Below are 17,929 nucleotides of genomic sequence, written 5' to 3' on the forward strand. Positions count from 1 at the left end.
GATTTGGGCCCGTGTAATCGATTCCAATCCTCCGTGTAATCGATTCCACGAGGAGGTGGAACGACGATGGCGAGCATCAAGGACGTCGCCGCCGAGGCGGGTGTGTCCGTCGCGACGGTCTCGCGGGCGCTCAACGGCCACCCGTCGGTCAGCGCCGCCGCACGCGCCCGCGTCCTGGCCGCCGTCGAGGCGCTGGGCTACCGCCCGAACGCCCTCGCCAGGTCGTTGCGCACCGACCAGACCCGCACCCTCGGCCTGGTCATCAGCGACGTCATGAACCCGTACTTCACCGAGCTGGCCCGTTCCGTCGAGGAGGAGGCCCGCGCGCTCGGCTACAGCGTCATCATCGGCAACGCCGACGAGCGGCCCGACCTCCAGGACCACCACGTCACCACGCTGCTGGACCGGCGGATCGACGGGCTGCTCGTCTCCCCCACCGACGGGGGCTCCCCGCGGATGCTGGACGCCGCGCGGGCCGGGACGCCGATGGTCTTCGTCGACCGCTGGATCCCCGGCGTGGACGTGCCCGTCGTCAGGTCGGACGGGCGGGCGGCCGTACGGGACCTCGTCGCGCATCTGCACGGGCTCGGGCACCGGCGCCTCGCGATCATCGCCGGGCCGGCCGCCACGACCACCGGACGCGAGCGCGTCGACGCCTTCCGCGAGGCGCTCGCCGCGTACGGGCTTCCCCTCCCGGACGCCTACATCGGCCAGGGCGACTTCCAGGCCGGCAGCGGGCGCCGGGTCACCGAGGGCTTCCTCGACCTGCCCGAGCCGCCCGAGGTCGTCTTCGCCGCCGACAACCTGATGGCGCTCGGCGCACTGGACGCCGTACGCGCGCGCGGGCTGCGCGTCCCCGAGGACATCGGGCTCGCCGCCTTCGACGACATCCCCTGGTTCGTGCACACCGGTCCGCCGGTCACCGCCATCGCCCAGCCCACCCGCGAGCTGGGACGGGCCGCCGTACGCGCGCTCGTCGAGCGGATCGCGGGGCGGGCCGGTGAGTCCGTGACCCTTCCGGCCCGACTCGTCGTCCGCCGCTCGTGCGGTGAGCCGCCCCCCGCACCACACCCCCCGTCCCCGTCCCCCGTACGAAGGAGTACGCCGTGAGCAGCCGCAGTCCGGACGAGTTGCTGCGCATCGAGGGCATCCGCAAGACCTTCCCCGGCGTGGTCGCGCTCGACAGCGTCGACTTCGACCTGCGCCGGGGCGAGGTGCACGTGCTCCTCGGTGAGAACGGCGCGGGCAAGAGCACCCTCATCAAGATGCTCTCCGGCGCCTACACGCCCGACGCCGGGCGGATCCTGGCCGGTGGCGAGGAGGTGCGCATCCACGGTGCGCAGGACTCCGAGCGCCTCGGGATCGCCACCATCTACCAGGAGTTCAACCTCGTCCCCGACCTGACGGTCGCCGAGAACATCTTCCTGGGGCGCCAGCCCCGCCGGTTCGGCATGATCGACCGGAAGAGGATGGACGCCGACGCCGAGGTGCTGCTGGAGCGGGTCGGGGTCAAGGTCTCCCCGCGGGCGCGGGTGCGGGATCTGGGCATCGCCCGGCTCCAGATGGTCGAGATCGCCAAGGCGCTCAGCCTGGACGCGCGGGTGCTCATCATGGACGAGCCGACCGCCGTGCTCACCTCCGACGAGGTGGAGAAGCTGTTCGCCATCGTGCGGCGGCTGCGCGAGGACGGCGTCGGCATCGTCTTCATCACCCACCACCTGGAGGAGATCGCCGCGCTCGGCGACCGGGTCACCGTCATCCGGGACGGCCGGAGCGTCGGGCAGGTGCCCGCCTCCACCCCGGAGGACGAGCTGGTCCGGCTCATGGTCGGGCGGTCGATCGAGCAGCAGTACCCTCGCGAGCGCACTGACGCCGGTGAGGCGCTGCTCAAGGTGGAGGGGCTCACCCGGGACGGTGTCTTCCACGACGTCGGCTTCGAGGTGCGGGCCGGTGAGGTCGTCGGCATCGCGGGGCTGGTCGGGGCCGGGCGGACGGAGGTGGTGCGGGCGGTGTTCGGCGCCGATCCGTACGACGCCGGAACCGTGCGGGTCGCGGGCGCGCCGCTGCGGCGACACGACGTGAACGCCGCCATGGCCGCCGGGATCGGGCTCGTCCCCGAGGACCGCAAGGGGCAGGGTCTCGTCCTCGACGCGTCCGTCGAGGAGAACCTCGGACTCGTCACCCTGCGCTCCAGCGCCCGCGCCGGGCTCGTCGACCTCAAGGGGCAGCACGCGGCGGCCGAGCGCATCGCCGGGCAGCTCGGCGTGCGGATGGCCGGGCTCGGCCAGCACGTGCGCACGCTGTCCGGCGGCAACCAGCAGAAGGTCGTCATCGGCAAGTGGCTGCTGGCGAACACCAAGGTGCTGATCCTCGACGAGCCGACGCGCGGCATCGACGTCGGCGCCAAGGTCGAGATCTACCAGCTCATCAACGAACTGACGGCCGCCGGTGCCGCCGTGCTCATGATCTCCAGCGATCTGCCGGAGGTGCTCGGCATGAGCGACCGCGTGGTCGTCATGGCGCAGGGGCGCGTCGCGGGGGAGCTCTCCGCCGAACAGGCCACCCAGGACGCCGTGATGGCGCTCGCCGTCAGCACCCACACCAGCAACTCCCCCCACAGCGACGGAACGGAGGCCACCGGTGGCCACTGACACGCTCAAGAAGCCGGGCGCGCAGGGCGCCACGGGCGGTCTGCGCCGCCTGCTCCTCGACAACGGCGCGCTGACCGCGCTGATCGTCCTCGTCATCGCCATGTCGGCGCTGTCCGGGGACTTCCTGACCGCCGACAACCTCCTCAACGTCGGTGTCCAGGCCGCCGTCACCGCGATCCTCGCGTTCGGCGTCACCTTCGTCATCGTCTCGGCGGGCATCGACCTGTCGGTCGGCTCGGTCGCCGCGCTGTCGGCCACCGTGCTGGCCTGGAGCGCCACCGAGGCGGGGATGCCGGTGGTGCTCGCGGTGCTGCTGTCCGTCCTGACGGGCATCGCGTGCGGTCTGGTGAACGGTTTCCTCATCTCGTACGGGAAGCTGCCGCCGTTCATCGCGACGCTCGCCATGCTGTCGGTGGGCCGCGGTCTGTCGCTGGTCATCTCGCAGGGCTCGCCGATCGCCTTCCCGGACTCGGTCTCGCACCTGGGTGACACGCTCGGCGGCTGGCTGCCGGTGCCGGTGCTCGTGATGATCGTGATGGGCCTGATCACCGCGTTCGTCCTCGGGCGGACCTACATCGGCCGCTCCATGTACGCCATCGGCGGCAACGAGGAGGCCGCGCGGCTGTCCGGGCTGCGGGTGAAGCGGCAGAAGCTCGCCATCTACGCCTTCTCCGGTCTGTTCGCCGCCGCCGCGGGCATCGTGCTCGCCTCCCGGCTCTCCTCCGCGCAGCCGCAGGCCGCGCAGGGCTACGAGCTGGACGCCATCGCCGCCGTCGTCATCGGCGGTGCCTCGCTGGCGGGCGGCACCGGCAAGGCCTCGGGCACGCTCATCGGCGCGCTGATCCTCGCGGTGCTGCGCAACGGCCTCAACCTGCTGTCCGTCTCCGCGTTCTGGCAGCAGGTCGTCATCGGTGTCGTCATCGCGCTGGCGGTGCTCTTCGACACGCTGCGCCGCAAGGCGGGCGCGGTGACTGAGGCGGCCGGGGCGTCCGGCGGCGGCAACCGGGGCAAGCAGGCACTCACGTACGTGATCGCGGCGGTCGTGGCCGTCGCCGTCGTCGGCGCCACCTCGCTGCTGCACAACGGTTCCTCCGGCGGCAAGGACCAGAAGATGGGGCTGTCGCTGTCCACGCTGAACAACCCGTTCTTCGTGCAGATCAGGAACGGCGCCGAGGAGGAGGCGAAGAAGCTGGGCGTGGACCTGACGGTCACAGACGCCCAGAACGACGCCTCCCAGCAGGCCAACCAGTTGCAGAACTTCGTCAGCGGCAGCCTGTCCGCGGTCATCGTCAACCCGGTGGACTCCGACGCGGCCGGTCCCTCGGTGCGCTCGGCGAACAAGGACGACATCCCCGTCATCGCCGTGGACCGCGGCGTCAACAAGGCGGACACCTCCGCGCTGGTCGCCTCGGACAACGTCGAGGGCGGTGAGCTGGGCGCCAAGGCGCTCGCCGAGAAGCTCGGCGGCAAGGGCACCATCGTCATCCTCCAGGGCCAGGCCGGCACCTCCGCCAGCCGGGAGCGCGGGGCGGGCTTCGCGGCCGGGCTGAAGCAGTACCCGGGCATCAAGGTCGTCGCCAAGCAGCCCGCGGACTTCGACCGCACCAAGGGCCTGGACGTGATGACCAACCTGCTCCAGGCGCACCCGGACGTCGACGGCGTCTTCGCGGAGAACGACGAGATGGCGCTGGGCGCGATCAAGGCGCTGGGTTCCAAGGCCGGCAAGTCGGTCCAGGTCGTCGGCTTCGACGGCACCCCGGACGGGCTGAAGGCGGTCCAGGACGGCACGTTGTACGCCTCCGTGGCGCAGCAGCCGAAGGAACTGGGCAGGATCGCCGTACAGAACGCGCTGCGGGCGGCCGAGGACAAGAAGGTGGAGCAGACGGTGAAGGTGCCCGTGAAGGTCGTCACCAAGGAGAACGTGGCCGGCTTCGAGGGCTGAGACCGGCCCGCGGGGACCAGTGGGAATCACTCGAATCGGAGAACGACTGATGTACGACTACGACCTGCTGGTCGTCGGATCGGCCAACGCCGACCTGGTGATCGGTGTCGAGCGGCGGCCGGCGGCGGGCGAGACGGTGCTCGGCTCCGACCTGGCCGTCCACCCGGGCGGCAAGGGCGGCAACCAGGCCGTCGCCGCCGCCCGGCTCGGTGCCCGTACGGCCCTGCTGGCCCGGGTCGGCGACGACGACTACGGCCGACTGCTGCTGGACTCCCAGCGGGCGGCCGGCGTCGACACGGTCGGTGTGCTGGTGGGCGGCGCCCCGACCGGCGTCGCGCTGATCACCGTCGACCCGTCCGGGGACAACAGCATCGTGGTCTCGCCGGGCGCCAACGGCCGGCTGGCACCGGGCGACGTCCGCGCCGCCGCGAGCCTCTTCCACGCCTCCCGGGTGGTCTCCACGCAGTTGGAGATCCCGCTGGAGACGGTCGTGGAGGTGGTCCGCTCGCTCGCGCCGGACAGCCGCTTCGTGCTGAACCCGTCACCGCCGCGCCCCCTGCCGCAGGAGGTGCTGGCCGCCTGTGATCCGCTGATCGTCAACGAGCACGAGGCGAAGGTGATCCTCGGGGACGCGCTGGTCGGCGAGCGCCCCGAGGACTGGGCCCGCGTCCTGCTGGCCAAGGGCCCGCGCTCGGTGGTCGTGACCCTGGGCGCCGAGGGCGCGCTGGTCGCGTCGGCCGCCCAGGGCGTGGTCCGGGTGCCGTCCGTGAAGGTGGCGGCGGTGGACACCACGGGCGCGGGCGACGCGTTCACGGCGGCGCTGGCCTGGCGGCTCGGCACCGGTGAGTCGCTCGCCGAGGCGGCGGCGTACGCGGCCCGGGTGGGCGCGGCGGCGGTCACGAAGGCGGGCGCGCAGGAGTCGTACCCGACGGCGGCCGAGGCCGAGGCGCTGGAGGCCGGGGCGCTGTGCTGTGCTGACCCGGGGGACAACCCCCGGACCCCCGGCCGGGCATCACGCAGCCCCCGTGACACGACGATGCGGGGTGGGTCCGCGTGAAGCGCGCAGGCATACTCAACCGCCACCTCTCCGGCGCCCTCGCCGAACTCGGGCACGGGGACGGCGTCCTGGTGTGCGACGCGGGCATGCCCGTGCCGGACGGGCCGCGCGTCGTCGACCTGGCCTTCCGGGCCGGGGTGCCGTCCTTCGCGGAGGTGCTCGACGGTCTGCTGGCCGAGCTGGTCGTCGAGGGCGCGACGGCGGCGACGGAGGTCCGGGAGGCGAACGCGGAGTGCGCGGCGCTGCTCGACGGGCTCTTCCCCGCGCTCGATCTCGTCCCGCACGAGCGGCTCAAGGAGCTGTCGGCGGGGGCCCGCCTGGTGGTCCGTACGGGCGAGGCCCGCCCGTACGCGAACGTGCTGCTGCGCTGCGGGGTGTTCTTCTGAGGACTACGCAGGCCCGCCAGGCCGGGCTCGACGGTGGCCTGGCGGGAGTCGTGCGGGCGGGCGTCCCTCAGCAGCGGGGCACGGGGACGCTGACGTCGCTGCGCGCGAGGTAGACCTTGGTCACGTAGACGTTGCGGTTGCCGCTGTCGTCATCGGTCAGGAACCAGGCCCTGCTCGTGCGCCCCTTGTCCGTGTACGTGGCGCCGTAGGTCCAGCAGTAGACGTAGTTCCTGCCCTTGTTCAACGTGCCGGCGTGGGTGGAGTCGAGCGCGTCGGGACTCCAGTGGGACCACGAGCTGTAGTCGAACGTCAGGTAGGTCTTGCCGTAGCTCGCGGCGGTGGTCTCGGCGGCTGCCGGTCCGGTCGCCGCCATCAGCCCCGCCCCGGCGAGGGCGGTGGTGGCGAGCGCCGCGACGGCGGCACGCTTGATCTGCTTCATGCTGGGTTCCCCCTGGTGTGGTCGTCGAACTCTGCGTGCGGTGGTGCCCTTTCACCAGCAGCATGCGGGCCCCGTGTCGTCGGGCGCGCGTGGTTTTGGCTCAGGCCAAACCGTGCGGCTCGTGAGCGGTCCGAGGGGCTTGCCCGGCGCTTCGGGTATCAGCCGCCGTTCAGCAGGCGACGCCCCAGTGGCGTCGCCGTGTGCAGGACGTGCTTGCCGTCGCGACGGCTCGTGATGAGTCCGCCTTCCCGCAGTACGGCGAGTTGCTGGCTCGTGGTCGGCAGGGACATCCCCGTGGCTTCGGCGAGCTCGGAGGTCGTGACGCAGACGCGCACGGCGGCCTTGTACAGCAGCGCGGCCCGGGTGGTGCCCAACAGACGGGACAACGCGGCCGGGGACGCGGCGGTCAGGGCGGAAGCCTTGTCGACCGGGTAGATGAGCACCGGCCGCAACCGATCGTCGGCGAGGGAAATGGGCCGCTGCCAGCAGAAGTACGACGGGACCAGCAGCAGGCCGCGACCGTGCAGGTGCAGATCGCGTTCCACGGGATAGTCGACCGTGAGCACGGGTGGCTCCCACACCGCCATCGGCCGCAGGCTCTTCAGCAGCGCCCGGGTCCCGCCGTGGAGCAGAGCCCGACCGCGCATGGCCACGTCCGCCTCCGTCGCCGCGCCGATACTGTTCCACAGTGGGGCGATGAGCTCCCGGTGGTAGGTGCGCAGGCTGCCACCCAGCACGGTCAGCGCCGGAACATCGCCTCGAACCAGCTCCCGGCCCGCCCAGGGCCGCCCTCCGCTCGCGGACAACAGGGCCACCTCGTGGCGCAGCCGGTGGCGCGGTGTCGCGAGCACCCGGTCGACGAGGACGTCCAGGTCACCGGGCTCCTCCTCGACGGACGGGGTGAGGAAGTCCGGGAAGTAGGCGGCACGCGGCACCAGGCTCCGCAACACCGTCACGGCCGTACGGGCCTCCCCGCCCCGGCGAAGCAGCCGCTCGACCGACCGCCGCCACGGGCCGAACACGACGGTGCCCTCCCGGGACTGGAGGCGGCACAGACTGCACACCACCTCCCACAGCGGGTCGGGGCGGCGAGCCACCCGTACGTTCTCCAGGTCCGCGCCTGTGAAGTGGATGCGCAACATGGACTCCCCCGTGTCCCCGAGACAATCAGGGAGAAATCCTCGGGGCACGGGATGTTTCCCGACAAGAATGAACTCGGCCAGTACAGGCGTTCTGCTGGGGAACATCTTCGAGGGGGCCCGGCCTACGACCGGACCCCCTCGGAGTCCCCTCCCCTTCAGAACCCCGGGAATTCCCCCCCAGGTACCCCCACGGGAGTTCTGATGCCACGTACGACCCGCCGAAGGTCGGAAGGGTTGCACGGGTCGGCGGAATTATTTTCCGGGCGTCCCGTCCCCCGCGTGCTCGGCGAACCGGGCCGCCGTCTCGGCGAGCACCTCACGCCCGTCCCGTGCCCACAGCCCCTCGTTGAACAGCTCGACCTCGATGGGGCCGGTGTACCCGGCCGCCTCGACGTAGCCCTTCCACTCCCGCATGTCGATCGCGCCGTCCCCGATCTGACCGCGGCCGTTGAGGACGCCCTCGGGCAGCGGGGTCGTCCAGTCGGCGAGCTGGAAGGTGTGGATGCGGCCGCCCGCGCCGGCCCGGGCGATCTGCTCGGGCGCCCGGTCGTCCCACCAGATGTGGTACGTGTCGACGGTGACGCCGACCTGCCGGGCCGGGAAGCGTTCGGCGAGGTCCAGGGCCTGGGCGAGGGTGGAGACCACGCACCGGTCCGAGGCGAACATGGGGTGCAGCGGCTCGATGGCCAGGCGTACGCCGTGCCGTTCGGCGTAGGGGCCCAGCTCGGCCAGCGCGTCCGCGATGCGTTCGCGGGCGGCGCGCAGGTCCTTGTCGCCGGCCGGGAGGCCGCCGGAGACCAGGACGAGGGTGTCGGTGCCGAGGGTGGCGGCCTCGTCGACGGCGCGCCGGTTGTCGGCCAGCGCCCGGGCGCGTTCGCCGGGGTCGACGGCCGTGAGGAAGCCGCCGCGGCACAGGGTGGTGACGGTCAGGCCCGCGTCGCGGACCAGCTTGGCGGCCGCCTCGACGCCGTAGGACTGGACGGGTTCGCGCCACAGGCCGACGTTGCCGATGCCCAGTTCGCGGCAGGCGGCGGTCAGTTCGGGCAGGGAGAGCTGCTTGACCGTCATCTGGTTGATGCTGAAGCGCGTCAGGCCGGGGTCGCTCATCGGGTCACTCCGTACAGGCTCAGCAGGTTCCGCATGCGCTCCTCGGCCAGCTTCGGGTCCGGGAACAGGCCGATCCGGTCGGCGAGTTGGTAGGCGCGCGCCAGGTGCGGCAGGGAGCGGGCCGACTGGAGGCCGCCGACCATCGTGAAGTGGCTCTGGTGGCCGGACAGCCAGGCCAGGAGGACCACGCCCGTCTTGTAGTAGCGGGTGGGGGCCTGGAAGAGATGACGGGACAACTCGACCGTGGGGTCGAGAAGTTCCCGAAAGCCGTCGACGTTCCCGGTGTCCAGGACACGGACCGCTTCCGCCGCCAGTGGGCCCAGCGGGTCGAAGATGCCGAGCAGGGCGTGGCTGAAGCCCCGGTCGTCGCCCGCGATCAGCTCCGGGTAGTTGAAGTCGTCGCCGGTGTAGCAGCGCACGCCCTGCGGGAGGCGGCGGCGCAGGTCGATCTCGCGCTGGGCGTCCAGGAGGGAGACCTTGATGCCGTCGACCTTGTCGGGGTGGGCGGCGATGACCTGGAGGAAGGTGTCGGTCGCCGTGTCCAGGTCCGAGGAGCCCCAGTAACCCTCCAGGGCCGGGTCGAACATCGGGCCCAGCCAGTGCAGGATCACCGGTTCGGCACACTGGCGCAGGAGGTGGCCGTAGACCTCCAGGTAGTCGTCCGGGCCCTCGGCGGTGGCGGCGAGGGCGCGGGAGGCCATGAGGATGGCCTGGGCGCCCGACTCCTCGACGACGGCGAGCTGTTCCTCGTAGGCCGCTCGGACCTCGGCGAGGGTGGTGCCGGTGGTCGCGGTCAGCTGGTCGGTGCCGACGCCGCAGGCGATGCGGCCGCCGGTCGCCCTCGCCTCGGCGGCGGAGCGGCGGATCAGCTCGGCGGCCGTGGCCCAGTCCAGGCCCATGCCGCGCTGGGCGGTGTCCATCGCCTCGGCGACGCCGAGCCCGTGGGACCACAGGTGGCGGCGGAAGGCGAGGGTGGCGTCCCAGTCGACGGCGGCCGGCCCGTCGGGGGCGGTGTCGGCGTACGGGTCGGCAACGACGTGCGCGGCCGAGAAGACCGTACGGGAGGTGAAAGCGCTTCCTGGGCTCGCCCGGAGAGCGGGCTGGGGCTCGGTGCGCGGTTCGTAGGCGTGCAGGGCGCCGTGCGCGTCGGGGAGGTGGAGGGTCACAGGGCGATCTCCGGTACGTCGAGGCGGCGGCCCTCGGCGGATGACCTCAGGCCCAGCTCGGCGAGCTGGACGCCGCGGGCGCCGGCCAGCAGGTCCCAGTGGTAGGGGGCGTCGGCGTAGACGTGCTTGAGGAACAGCTCCCACTGGGCCTTGAAGCCGTTGTCGAACTCGCCGTTGTCGGGGACCTCCTGCCACTGGTCGCGGAAGGCCTCGGTGGCGGGGATGTCCGGGTTCCACACCGGCTTGGGGGTGGCCGAGCGGTGCTGGACGCGGCAGCCCCGCAGGCCCGCGACGGCGGAGCCCTCGGTGCCGTCGACCTGGAACTCGACCAGTTCGTCGCGGTGGACGCGGACCGCCCAGGAGGAGTTGATCTGGGCGATCGCGCCGCCCTCCAGCTCGAAGACGCCGTAGGCGGCGTCGTCGGCGGTGGCGTCGTAGGGCTTGCCCTTCTCGTCCCAGCGCTCGGGGATGTGGGTGGCGGTGAGCGCCTGGACGGACCTCACGCGGCCGAACAGCTCGTGCAGCACGTACTCCCAGTGCGGGAACATGTCGACGACGATGCCGCCGCCGTCCTCGCTGCGGTAGTTCCAGGACGGGCGCTGCGCCTCCTGCCAGTCGCCCTCGAAGACCCAGTAGCCGAACTCGCCGCGCACGGACAGGATCCGGCCGAAGAAGCCGCCGTCGATGAGGCGCTTCAGCTTGAGCAGGCCGGGGAGGAAGAGCTTGTCCTGGACGACGCCGTGCTTGATGCCGGCGGCGCTCGCGAGGCGGGCCAGTTCCAGCGCGCCGTCGAGGCCGGTGGCCGTCGGCTTCTCGGTGTAGACGTGCTTGCCCGCGGCGATCGCCTTCCTGATCGCCTCCTCGCGGGCCGAGGTCACCTGGGCGTCGAAGTAGATGTCGATGGTGTCGTCGGCGAGGACCGCGTCGAGGTCCGTGGAGACGTCCGCGAGCCCGTGCCGCTCCGCCAGCGCCTTCAGGGCGTGCTCGCGGCGGCCGACCAGGACCGGCTCCGGCCACAGCACGGTGCCGTCGCCGAGGTTGAGGCCGCCCTGTTCGCGCAGCGCCAGGATGGAGCGGACGAGGTGCTGGCGGTAGCCCATGCGCCCGGTCACACCGTTCATGGCGATACGCACCGTCTTGCGTGTCACGTCATTCCCTTCGTACGAGCCGTACCGAGCCGTACAGCACGTCGTACGAGCCGCACAGCAAGCGCTTTCTATGTAGAACGAAGCTAGCCTGTGAACGGTGGTCTGGACAAGACCGCGATCGGGGCGAGTTGTTCGAGGGGACGAACGACGGCGGGCGGTGGCCGTAAGGTCACCCGGGACGGCGTTCGACACACGCGCGAGGCGGAGGACGAGGACATGACGGTGACACTGGCGGACGTGGCGGCCCGCGCCCAGGTCTCCCCCGCGACGGTGTCGCGCGTACTGAACGGCAACTACCCGGTGGCCGCCTCCACCCGGGAACGGGTGCTCAAGGCCGTCGACGAGCTGGACTACGTCCTCAACGGCCCCGCGAGCGCGCTGGCGGCGGCCACGTCCGACCTGGTGGGCATCCTCGTCAACGACATCGCCGACCCCTTCTTCGGCATCATGGCCGGTGCCGTCCAGTCCGAGATCGGCGGACCGGGCGGCAGAGCGGGCGGCGAGAGACTCGCCGTGGTCTGCAACACCGGCGGCACCCCGGAGCGCGAGCTGACCTACCTCACGCTGCTCCAGCGCCAGCGCGCGGCGGCCGTGGTGCTGACCGGTGGCGCGATGGAGGACGAGGCCCACCAGGCGGCCGTAGCGGCGAAGTTGCGCAAGCTCACGGAGGCCGGGACGCGGGTGGTGCTGTGCGGGCGGCCCCCGGCACCGGACACCGGGGCGATCGCCCTCACCTTCGACAACCGCGGGGGCGGCCGGGAACTGACCGAGCACCTCATCGGGCTCGGGCACCGGCGGCTCGGCTACATCGCGGGCCCGGAGGAACGGACCACGACCCGGCACCGGCTGGAGGGCCACCGCACCGCGCTCGCCGCGCACGGCATCGAGGAGGACCCCCGCTGGACGGTCCACGGCCGCTACGACCGGCAGGCCGGGTACGAGGCCACGCAGGAGCTGCTGCGCAGGGACCCGACGCTGACCGCGGTCGTCGCCGCGAACGACACCGTCGCGCTGGGCGCGTGCGCGGCGCTGCGCGACTCGGGGCTGCGGATTCCGGACGACGTGTCGGTGGCGGGCTTCGACGACCTGCCGTTCAGCATCGACGCGGTGCCCGCGCTGACGACGGTGCGGTTGCCGCTGGCGGAGGCGGGGGCGCGGGCGGGGCGGGTCGCGATGGGGCGGGAGGAGGCGCCGGCGGGTGGGATCGCGGTGGTGCGGGGGGAGTTGATGGTGCGGGGGTCCTCCGGACGGCCGCGGTCTTGAGACGGACCGTTGGTGACACGGTGGGCCCGCGTCGGGGTGGGCCGCCCTGGGGGCTGCGCCCCCAGACCCCGCTTCGGCCTGGACGGCCTCGTCCTCAAACGCCGGACGGGCTAAGAGGCGCTGCCCGCGTCGACAGGTAAAACGCGTGATCGCGGGTACGCTCCGTGGGCATGAAGCTGGCGTTCTCCACTCTCGGTGTTCCCGGACTGCCCCTGGCCGATGTGCTGGGGCTCGCTACCGCGCACGGCTATCACGGTGTCGAGTTGCGCGCCCATCCGGAGGAACCGGTCCACCCGGGCCTGGGTCCGGACGAACGGGCCGCGGTGGCCGCCGAGTTCAAGGCGGCCGGGGTCGAGCCGCTGGGGCTCGCGGGGTACGCGCGGGTCGCCGCGCCCGGTGCCGACGAGGCCGTGATCGCCGAGGTGCGCGGCCTGCTGGACCTGGCCCGCGACCTGGGCGCCCCGTATGTCCGGGTCTTCCCCGGCGGGGGTACCGAGCAGAGTGCCGAGGAGGCCGACGCGGTGGCCGCGCGGCGGCTGGGCACGGCCGCCGAGTACGCCGCCGAGCTGGGCGTACGCATCCTCCTGGAGACCCACGACTCGCACCGCACGGGCGCCGACGCGATGCGCGTCCTCGGGCTGGTCGGGCACCGGCAGGTGGGCGCCCTGTGGGACGTGATGCACACCTGGCTGGGCGGGGAGCAGCCCTCCGACACCTACGCGGCGCTCTCGCCGCACCTGGGCTACGTCCAGGTCAAGGACATCGCCTCCGCCGAGGACACCACCCCGCTGCCGCTGGGCGCCGGGGTGCTGCCGCTCACCGAGGTGGTGGACGTGCTGTCCCGGCACGGCTGGGACGGCTGGCTGTGCTGGGAGTACGAGAAGCGGTGGTACGAGTCGGCGGCGCCGCTGCCCGAGCTGCTGGGGCCGGGCCGCGAGCACCTGGCCCGGCTGCTCACGGACGCGGCGTGAGCGCGGACGGCGCCGACGCCGAGCGCACCCGTGCCTCCAGCCGCTCCCGGCACATCGGCCACTCCGCCGACGTGATCGAGTAGATCGCGGAGTCGCGCAGCCGGCCCTCCTCGCCCGGTGCCGAGGAGCGGGACCAGTTGCGCAGGACGCCCTCGAAGCGGGCGCCGGCCTTCTCGATCGCGGCGCGGGAGCGCCGGTTGCGGGCGTCGGTCTTGAGGTCGACGCGGGACACGCCCCAGACCTCGAAGGCGTGGCGGAACAGCAGCAGCTTGGCCTCGGCGTTCACACCCGTGCCCTGCGCGGAGCGGGCCAGCCAGGTGAAGCCGACCTCGACGGCGTCCAGCGCGTCGTCGGTGAGCCAGGAGCGGGGTTCCCAGTAGGAGGTCGTGCCGACCGCGCGGCCGGTGGCGGTGGAGACCTGCGCGTAGGGCGCCAGCCGTCCGGTGGCCGCTCTGGCCAGTTGCGCGTCGATGTAGGCGCCGACCTCTTCGGTCTCCGGGACCCACGTGTACGCGTAGCTGCCGCGGTCCTCCCCCGCCGCCACCGCCAGGTCGGCCGCGTGCCGATGGCCCAGCGGCTCCAGTCGTACCAGTGTGCCTTCGAGGACCGGGGCCTTCAGTGTGAATGTCACCGGAGGGATTCTTCAACGGGCGCGGGGGGCCGTCCAGCGAATTCCGGGGCGGTGCGGACGGTCACCTGCGGCATGCGCCCGCGGGCCGGTGTGAGCGTCGTCAGCGCCACCCCGCCCACCAGCAGGGCCGCCGCGCACCAGCGCAGGGGCGTCACCGACTCGCCCAGGAAGACGGCCGCCGAGGACATGCCGAAGACCGGGACCAGGAGGGAGAACGGCGCGACCGTCGAGGCGGGGTGACGGCGCAGCAGCCAGCCCCAGGCGCCGAAGCCGAAGACGGTCGAGACCCAGGCGACGAAGAGGATCGTGCCCGCCCCCTGCCAGTCCAGGGCGCGCAGGGCCGCGAGATCCTCGGCGGGGCCCTCGGTGAGCAGCGAGAGGGCCAGCAGGGGGAGCACGGGGACGGTGGAGACCCACACCATGAAGTTCAGCGCGTCGGGCGGGGACGCCTTGCGGGTCAGGACGTTGGACACGCCCCAGGCCGCCGCCGCGCCGACGACCATCAGGAACGCGCCCAGCGGCCCCGAGGTGCCCTCGTCCAGCGCCGCCACACCGATGCCGGCCAGCGCGACCAGCATGCCGAGGGCCTGGACGCGGGAGGGGCGTTCGGCGAGGAGCGCGGCGGCGAACACCGCGGTGAACACCGCCTGGATCTGGAGCACCAGGGACGACAGACCGGCCGGCATGCCCGCGTCCATGCCCACGAAGACCAGGCCGAACTTGGCCACGCCCAGCACCAGGCCCACCGCCACGATCCACTTCCAGGCCACCTTCGGGCGGCCCACCAGGAAGACGGCGGGCAGCGCGGCCGCCAGGAAGCGCAGGGCGGAGAAGAAGAGCGGCGGGAAGTGGTCCAGGCCGATCTCGATGACCGTGAAGTTCACGCCCCAGACGGCGGCGACGAGCACGGCGAGGAAGAGGTGGGAAGGTCGCATGCGTCGAGGATCGACCGGAAGGACTGTGTAGCACCAGCGATGATTGCTGCATGGTTGGATGAAGCGTTGCTAACTGTTTCCACTCGCCGCCTCGTTCCCGGGAGCCGTCATGCTCGACCTCCAGCGTCTGCGCGCCCTGCACGCCGTGTCCGTGCACGGGACCGTCGGGGCGGCCGCCGCCGCGCTCGGCTTCACGCCGTCCGCCGTGTCGCAGCAGATCACCAAGCTGGAGCGGGAGACCAGGACGGTGCTCCTGGAGCGCGAGGGGCGCGGGGTCCGGCTCACCGACGAGGCCTGGCATCTGGTCGACGTGGCGCGTGAGTTGCTGGCCCTCGTGGAGCGGGCGGAGACCCGGCTGGAGGAGCGGCGCGGGGTGCCGTCGGGGCGGCTGACCATCGCGGCGTTCGCGTCGGCGGCGCGCGGGCTGCTGCCGTCCGTGCTGGCCGACCTGGCGGTACGCCATCCGGCGCTGGACGCGCGGCTCACCGAGGTCGACCCGCACCTGTCCGTGGACCTGGTGGCCAAGGGGGCCGTCGATCTGGTGGTGGCGCACGACTGGGACATCGCCCCGCTGCCGGCACCGGCCGGGGTCGAGCAGGCGCCGATCGGGGAGGACCTGTGCGACCTGCTGGTGCCCGAGGGCCACCGTTTCGCGGGCCGGGCGGCCGTGCGGCGGGACGAGCTGGGCGGGCAGCGGTGGATCTGCCAGCCGCCCGGGCGGGTCTGCCACGACTGGCTGATGCGCACGCTGCGGGGCGCCGGGCACGAGCCGGACATCGTCCACCAGGCCGACGAGAACCCGACCCTGGTCGCGCTGGTCGCGGCCGGTCTCGGCGTCGCCCTCATCCCCCGGCTGGGGCGCGGCCCCCTCCCCGCGGGGGTGGTGGAGGTCCCGCTCGACCCGATGCCGGTACGCCGCCTGTACGCCCTGTGGCGCACGGGCGCGGCCCGCCGCCCAGCCATCGCGGAGACGGTCCGCGCCCTCCGGGCGCACTGGCCGGACGTCGCGGCCCGCACCAACCGGCCAGGCGCTTAGCAGGCGCCTGCTCCGCGCGGCTCCGTCCGGCGCACGGCGTCCGGCGTCGGCGGCGGACCCGCAGGGGTCCCGTGTCGCTTCGGGTGACTCCTGTGCGGTCCCTTGACTGGCAGAAACTTCCCGGATATTGGTGACTCCTTGGCAGTTTCCTTCACCAGCCCTCCGGAAGGAGCGCACGTGCACCACAGCAGCACGGACGGCACGGGAAGCACCGCACAGCCCTCCAGACGTACCGTCCTCACCGCCACGGCGGTCGTCACCGCGGCCCTCGCGGCCGGGGGCGGCACGGCGTACGCCGACGTCCGCGGGCCCGACGACGACAAGCTCCGCGGCCTGATCTCCCGGATGACGCTGGAGGAGAAGGTCGGCCAGCTCTTCGTCATGCGGGTCTACGGCCACTCCGCCACCGACCCCGACCAGGCCGACATCGACGCCAACCTGAAGGAGATCGGCGTCCGCACCGCGGCCGAGCTGATCGCCGAGTACCGGGTCGGCGGCATCATCTACTTCGCCTGGGCGCACAACACCCGCGACCCGCACCAGATCGCCGACCTGTCCAACGGCATCCAGAAGGCCTCCCTGGAGCAGCCGCGCGGCCTGCCGGTGCTCATCTCCACCGACCAGGAGTACGGGATAGTGGCTCGCGTGGGCGAGCCCGCGACCCTCTTCCCGGGCGCGATGGCCGTCGGGGCGAACGGGTCGCGGTCCGACGCCCGCACCCTCGGCCGGATCGCGGGCGCCGAGCTGCGCGCCATGGGCATCCGCCAGGACTACGCCCCCGACGCCGACGTGAACGTCAACCCGGCCAACCCCGTGATCGGCGTACGGTCCTTCGGCGCCGACCCGAAGGCCGTGGCGGGGCTGGTGGCCGCCGAGGTGACGGGCTTCCAGCGGTCCGGGGTCGCCGCGTGCGCCAAGCACTTCCCCGGGCACGGCGACACCGCCACCGACAGCCACACCGGCCTCCCGGTCATCACCCACAGCCGCGAGCAGTGGGAGGAGCTGGACGCGCCGCCCTTCCGCGCCGCGATCGAGGCGGGCATCGACGCGATCATGACCGCCCACCTGGTGGTCCCGGCGCTCGACGACTCCGGCGACCCGGCCACCCTCTCCCGCCCCATCCTCACCGGCATCCTGCGCGAGGAGCTGGGCTACGACGGCGTCGTGGTCACCGACTCCCTCGGCATGCAGGGCGTACGGACGAAGTACGGCGACGCGCGGGTGCCGGTGCTGGCGCTGAAGGCCGGTGTCGACCAGTTGCTCAACCCGCCGGACCTGCCGCTGGCCTGGAACGCCGTCCTGACGGCCGTACGGGAGGGCGAGCTGACCGAGGCGCGGCTCGACGAATCGATCCTGCGCGTGCTGCGGCTGAAGGCCAAGCTGGGGCTGTTCCGGGACGCGTACACCAGCCGCCGGGACGTCGACCGGACCGTCGGCACCCGGGCGCACCTGGCCGCGGCCGACCGGATCGCCGAGCGGAGCACCACGCTGCTGGTCAACGAGGGACGGCTGCTGCCCCTCTCGCCCCGGGAGCACCGCAGGCTGCTGGTCGTGGGCGCCGACCCCGCCTCGCCGTCGGGGACGACCGGGCCGCCCACCGGCGTCCTCGCGGGCGCGCTGACGGAGCTGGGCTTCACGGCCACCGCCCTGTCCACCGGCACCGCGCCCTCGGCCGCCGTGATCGACCGCGCCGTCGCGGCGGCCGGGGACGCCGACGCGGTGGTGGTCGCCACGTACAACGTGACCGCGGGCAGCAGCCAGCGCACCCTGGTCACCCGGCTGCTGGAGACCGGGAAGCCGGTCGTCGCGGTCGCCGTCCGCAATCCGTACGACGTCGCCCAGCTGCCCGGCGTCCCCGCCGTCCTCGCCGCCTACTCCTGGACGGACGTGGAGGTGCGGGCGGCGGCCCGGGTGATCGCCGGGCGGGTGCGGCCGCGCGGGAAGCTGCCGGTGCCGGTGGTGCGGGCGGACGATCCGGAGACGGTGCTCCTCCCGCTCGGGCACGGGCTGGCCTACCGGTCGTAGTCCCGGTGTCGCGGTCCGGTCGCGGCCGGT

General features: G+C 72.8%; 16 protein-coding genes. 9 read left to right on the top strand and 7 right to left on the bottom strand.

Translation table 11 applies throughout. The features are described 5' to 3' along the window. Positions 1-66: 66 nt before the first annotated feature. Genes ACGH52_RS14110 through rbsD form a run of 5 tightly spaced genes read left to right on the top strand, consistent with a single transcriptional unit; the run spans position 67 to position 6,036 of the window. Positions 67-1,110 (top strand): LacI family DNA-binding transcriptional regulator, encoded by a 1,044-nt coding sequence (locus ACGH52_RS14110; RefSeq protein ID WP_210975365.1) that lies wholly within the window; start codon positions 67-69, stop codon positions 1,108-1,110. Continuing rightward, a complete protein-coding gene (locus tag ACGH52_RS14115) occupies positions 1,107-2,651 on the top strand; it encodes a sugar ABC transporter ATP-binding protein (protein ID WP_210975364.1) in 1,545 nt (514 codons plus the stop codon). Before ACGH52_RS14110 ends, ACGH52_RS14115 begins: the two co-directional genes overlap by 4 nt. Continuing rightward, a complete protein-coding gene (locus ACGH52_RS14120) occupies positions 2,641-4,593 on the top strand; it encodes a substrate-binding domain-containing protein (protein WP_210975363.1) in 1,953 nt (650 codons plus the stop codon). Before ACGH52_RS14115 ends, ACGH52_RS14120 begins: the two co-directional genes overlap by 11 nt. 49 nt (positions 4,594-4,642) lie before the next feature. After that, positions 4,643-5,650 carry a ribokinase gene (locus tag ACGH52_RS14125; RefSeq protein ID WP_121701394.1) on the top strand — a complete coding sequence of 336 codons (1,008 nt, stop codon included), beginning with the start codon at positions 4,643-4,645 and terminating at the stop codon, positions 5,648-5,650. Then, positions 5,647-6,036, top strand: coding sequence for a D-ribose pyranase (rbsD, locus tag ACGH52_RS14130; RefSeq protein WP_121701395.1), 390 nt, complete (start codon positions 5,647-5,649; stop codon positions 6,034-6,036). Before ACGH52_RS14125 ends, rbsD begins: the two co-directional genes overlap by 4 nt. Before the next feature lie 67 nt (positions 6,037-6,103). Here rbsD and ACGH52_RS14135 read toward each other — a convergent pair whose 3' ends face one another. The 5 genes from ACGH52_RS14135 to ACGH52_RS14155 all read right to left on the bottom strand — a co-directional run bounded on the left by ACGH52_RS14135 (position 6,104) and on the right by ACGH52_RS14155 (position 11,038). Continuing rightward, a complete protein-coding gene (locus ACGH52_RS14135) occupies positions 6,104-6,475 on the bottom strand; it encodes a hypothetical protein (protein ID WP_059300489.1) in 372 nt (123 codons plus the stop codon). Positions 6,476-6,633: 158 nt separating this feature from the next. Further along, on the bottom strand, positions 6,634-7,617 hold the full coding sequence (locus ACGH52_RS14140) for a helix-turn-helix domain-containing protein (RefSeq protein ID WP_361463346.1): 984 nt from the start codon (positions 7,615-7,617) through the stop codon (positions 6,634-6,636). Positions 7,618-7,869: 252 nt separating this feature from the next. Beyond that, positions 7,870-8,724, bottom strand: coding sequence for a sugar phosphate isomerase/epimerase family protein (locus ACGH52_RS14145; RefSeq protein WP_399939497.1), 855 nt, complete (start codon positions 8,722-8,724; stop codon positions 7,870-7,872). Next, the gene (locus ACGH52_RS14150; protein WP_399939500.1) at positions 8,721-9,890 is read right to left on the bottom strand and encodes a dihydrodipicolinate synthase family protein; all 1,170 of its coding nucleotides are present in this window, start codon (positions 9,888-9,890) and stop codon (positions 8,721-8,723) included. Before ACGH52_RS14150 ends, ACGH52_RS14145 begins: the two co-directional genes overlap by 4 nt. Further along, a complete protein-coding gene (locus ACGH52_RS14155; RefSeq protein ID WP_399939503.1) occupies positions 9,887-11,038 on the bottom strand; it encodes a Gfo/Idh/MocA family protein in 1,152 nt (383 codons plus the stop codon). The genes ACGH52_RS14150 and ACGH52_RS14155 overlap by 4 nt, the downstream gene beginning before the upstream one ends. A 216-nt stretch (positions 11,039-11,254) precedes the next feature. Between ACGH52_RS14155 and ACGH52_RS14160 the strand changes: the two genes are divergently transcribed. Together ACGH52_RS14160 and ACGH52_RS14165 are read left to right on the top strand one after the other, a co-directional pair. Beyond that, entirely contained in the window at positions 11,255-12,301 is a 1,047-nt protein-coding gene (locus tag ACGH52_RS14160; protein WP_059300494.1) for a LacI family DNA-binding transcriptional regulator, read from the top strand. Positions 12,302-12,471: 170 nt separating this feature from the next. Continuing rightward, on the top strand, positions 12,472-13,272 hold the full coding sequence (locus ACGH52_RS14165; protein WP_399939507.1) for a sugar phosphate isomerase/epimerase family protein: 801 nt from the start codon (positions 12,472-12,474) through the stop codon (positions 13,270-13,272). Here the strand turns inward: ACGH52_RS14165 and ACGH52_RS14170 are convergent. Both ACGH52_RS14170 and ACGH52_RS14175 read right to left on the bottom strand, forming a co-directional pair. Next, positions 13,256-13,903: a GNAT family N-acetyltransferase gene (locus ACGH52_RS14170; protein ID WP_076974435.1), complete on the bottom strand. Its 648-nt coding sequence runs from the start codon at positions 13,901-13,903 to the stop codon at positions 13,256-13,258. The genes ACGH52_RS14165 and ACGH52_RS14170 overlap by 17 nt on opposite strands. Continuing rightward, on the bottom strand, positions 13,900-14,838 hold the full coding sequence (locus ACGH52_RS14175; RefSeq protein WP_399939510.1) for an EamA family transporter: 939 nt from the start codon (positions 14,836-14,838) through the stop codon (positions 13,900-13,902). The genes ACGH52_RS14170 and ACGH52_RS14175 overlap by 4 nt, the downstream gene beginning before the upstream one ends. Before the next feature lie 109 nt (positions 14,839-14,947). Between ACGH52_RS14175 and ACGH52_RS14180 the strand changes: the two genes are divergently transcribed. Together ACGH52_RS14180 and ACGH52_RS14185 are read left to right on the top strand one after the other, a co-directional pair. After that, complete coding sequence (locus tag ACGH52_RS14180; protein WP_399939513.1) at positions 14,948-15,874, top strand: LysR family transcriptional regulator; 927 nt, start codon at positions 14,948-14,950, stop codon at positions 15,872-15,874. Positions 15,875-16,051: 177 nt separating this feature from the next. After that, complete coding sequence (locus ACGH52_RS14185) at positions 16,052-17,899, top strand: glycoside hydrolase family 3 protein (RefSeq protein ID WP_399939515.1); 1,848 nt, start codon at positions 16,052-16,054, stop codon at positions 17,897-17,899. The last annotated feature ends 30 nt before the right edge of the window (positions 17,900-17,929 follow it).

It is taken from the genome of Streptomyces sp. BBFR25, from assembly GCF_044590125.1.
Classification (GTDB): Bacteria; Actinomycetota; Actinomycetes; order Streptomycetales; family Streptomycetaceae; genus Streptomyces; species Streptomyces canus_D.

Coding starts and splice junctions, on each gene's coding strand:
- ACGH52_RS14110 (WP_210975365.1), top strand. CDS start 67: ATGGCGAGCATCAAGGACGTCGCCGCCGAGGCGGGTGTGTCCGTCGCG.
- ACGH52_RS14125 (WP_121701394.1), top strand. CDS start 4,643: ATGTACGACTACGACCTGCTGGTCGTCGGATCGGCCAACGCCGACCTG.
- ACGH52_RS14135 (WP_059300489.1), bottom strand. CDS start 6,475: ATGAAGCAGATCAAGCGTGCCGCCGTCGCGGCGCTCGCCACCACCGCC.
- ACGH52_RS14140 (WP_361463346.1), bottom strand. CDS start 7,617: ATGTTGCGCATCCACTTCACAGGCGCGGACCTGGAGAACGTACGGGTG.
- ACGH52_RS14145 (WP_399939497.1), bottom strand. CDS start 8,724: ATGAGCGACCCCGGCCTGACGCGCTTCAGCATCAACCAGATGACGGTC.
- ACGH52_RS14160 (WP_059300494.1), top strand. CDS start 11,255: ATGACGGTGACACTGGCGGACGTGGCGGCCCGCGCCCAGGTCTCCCCC.
- ACGH52_RS14165 (WP_399939507.1), top strand. CDS start 12,472: ATGAAGCTGGCGTTCTCCACTCTCGGTGTTCCCGGACTGCCCCTGGCC.
- ACGH52_RS14175 (WP_399939510.1), bottom strand. CDS start 14,838: ATGCGACCTTCCCACCTCTTCCTCGCCGTGCTCGTCGCCGCCGTCTGG.
- ACGH52_RS14180 (WP_399939513.1), top strand. CDS start 14,948: ATGCTCGACCTCCAGCGTCTGCGCGCCCTGCACGCCGTGTCCGTGCAC.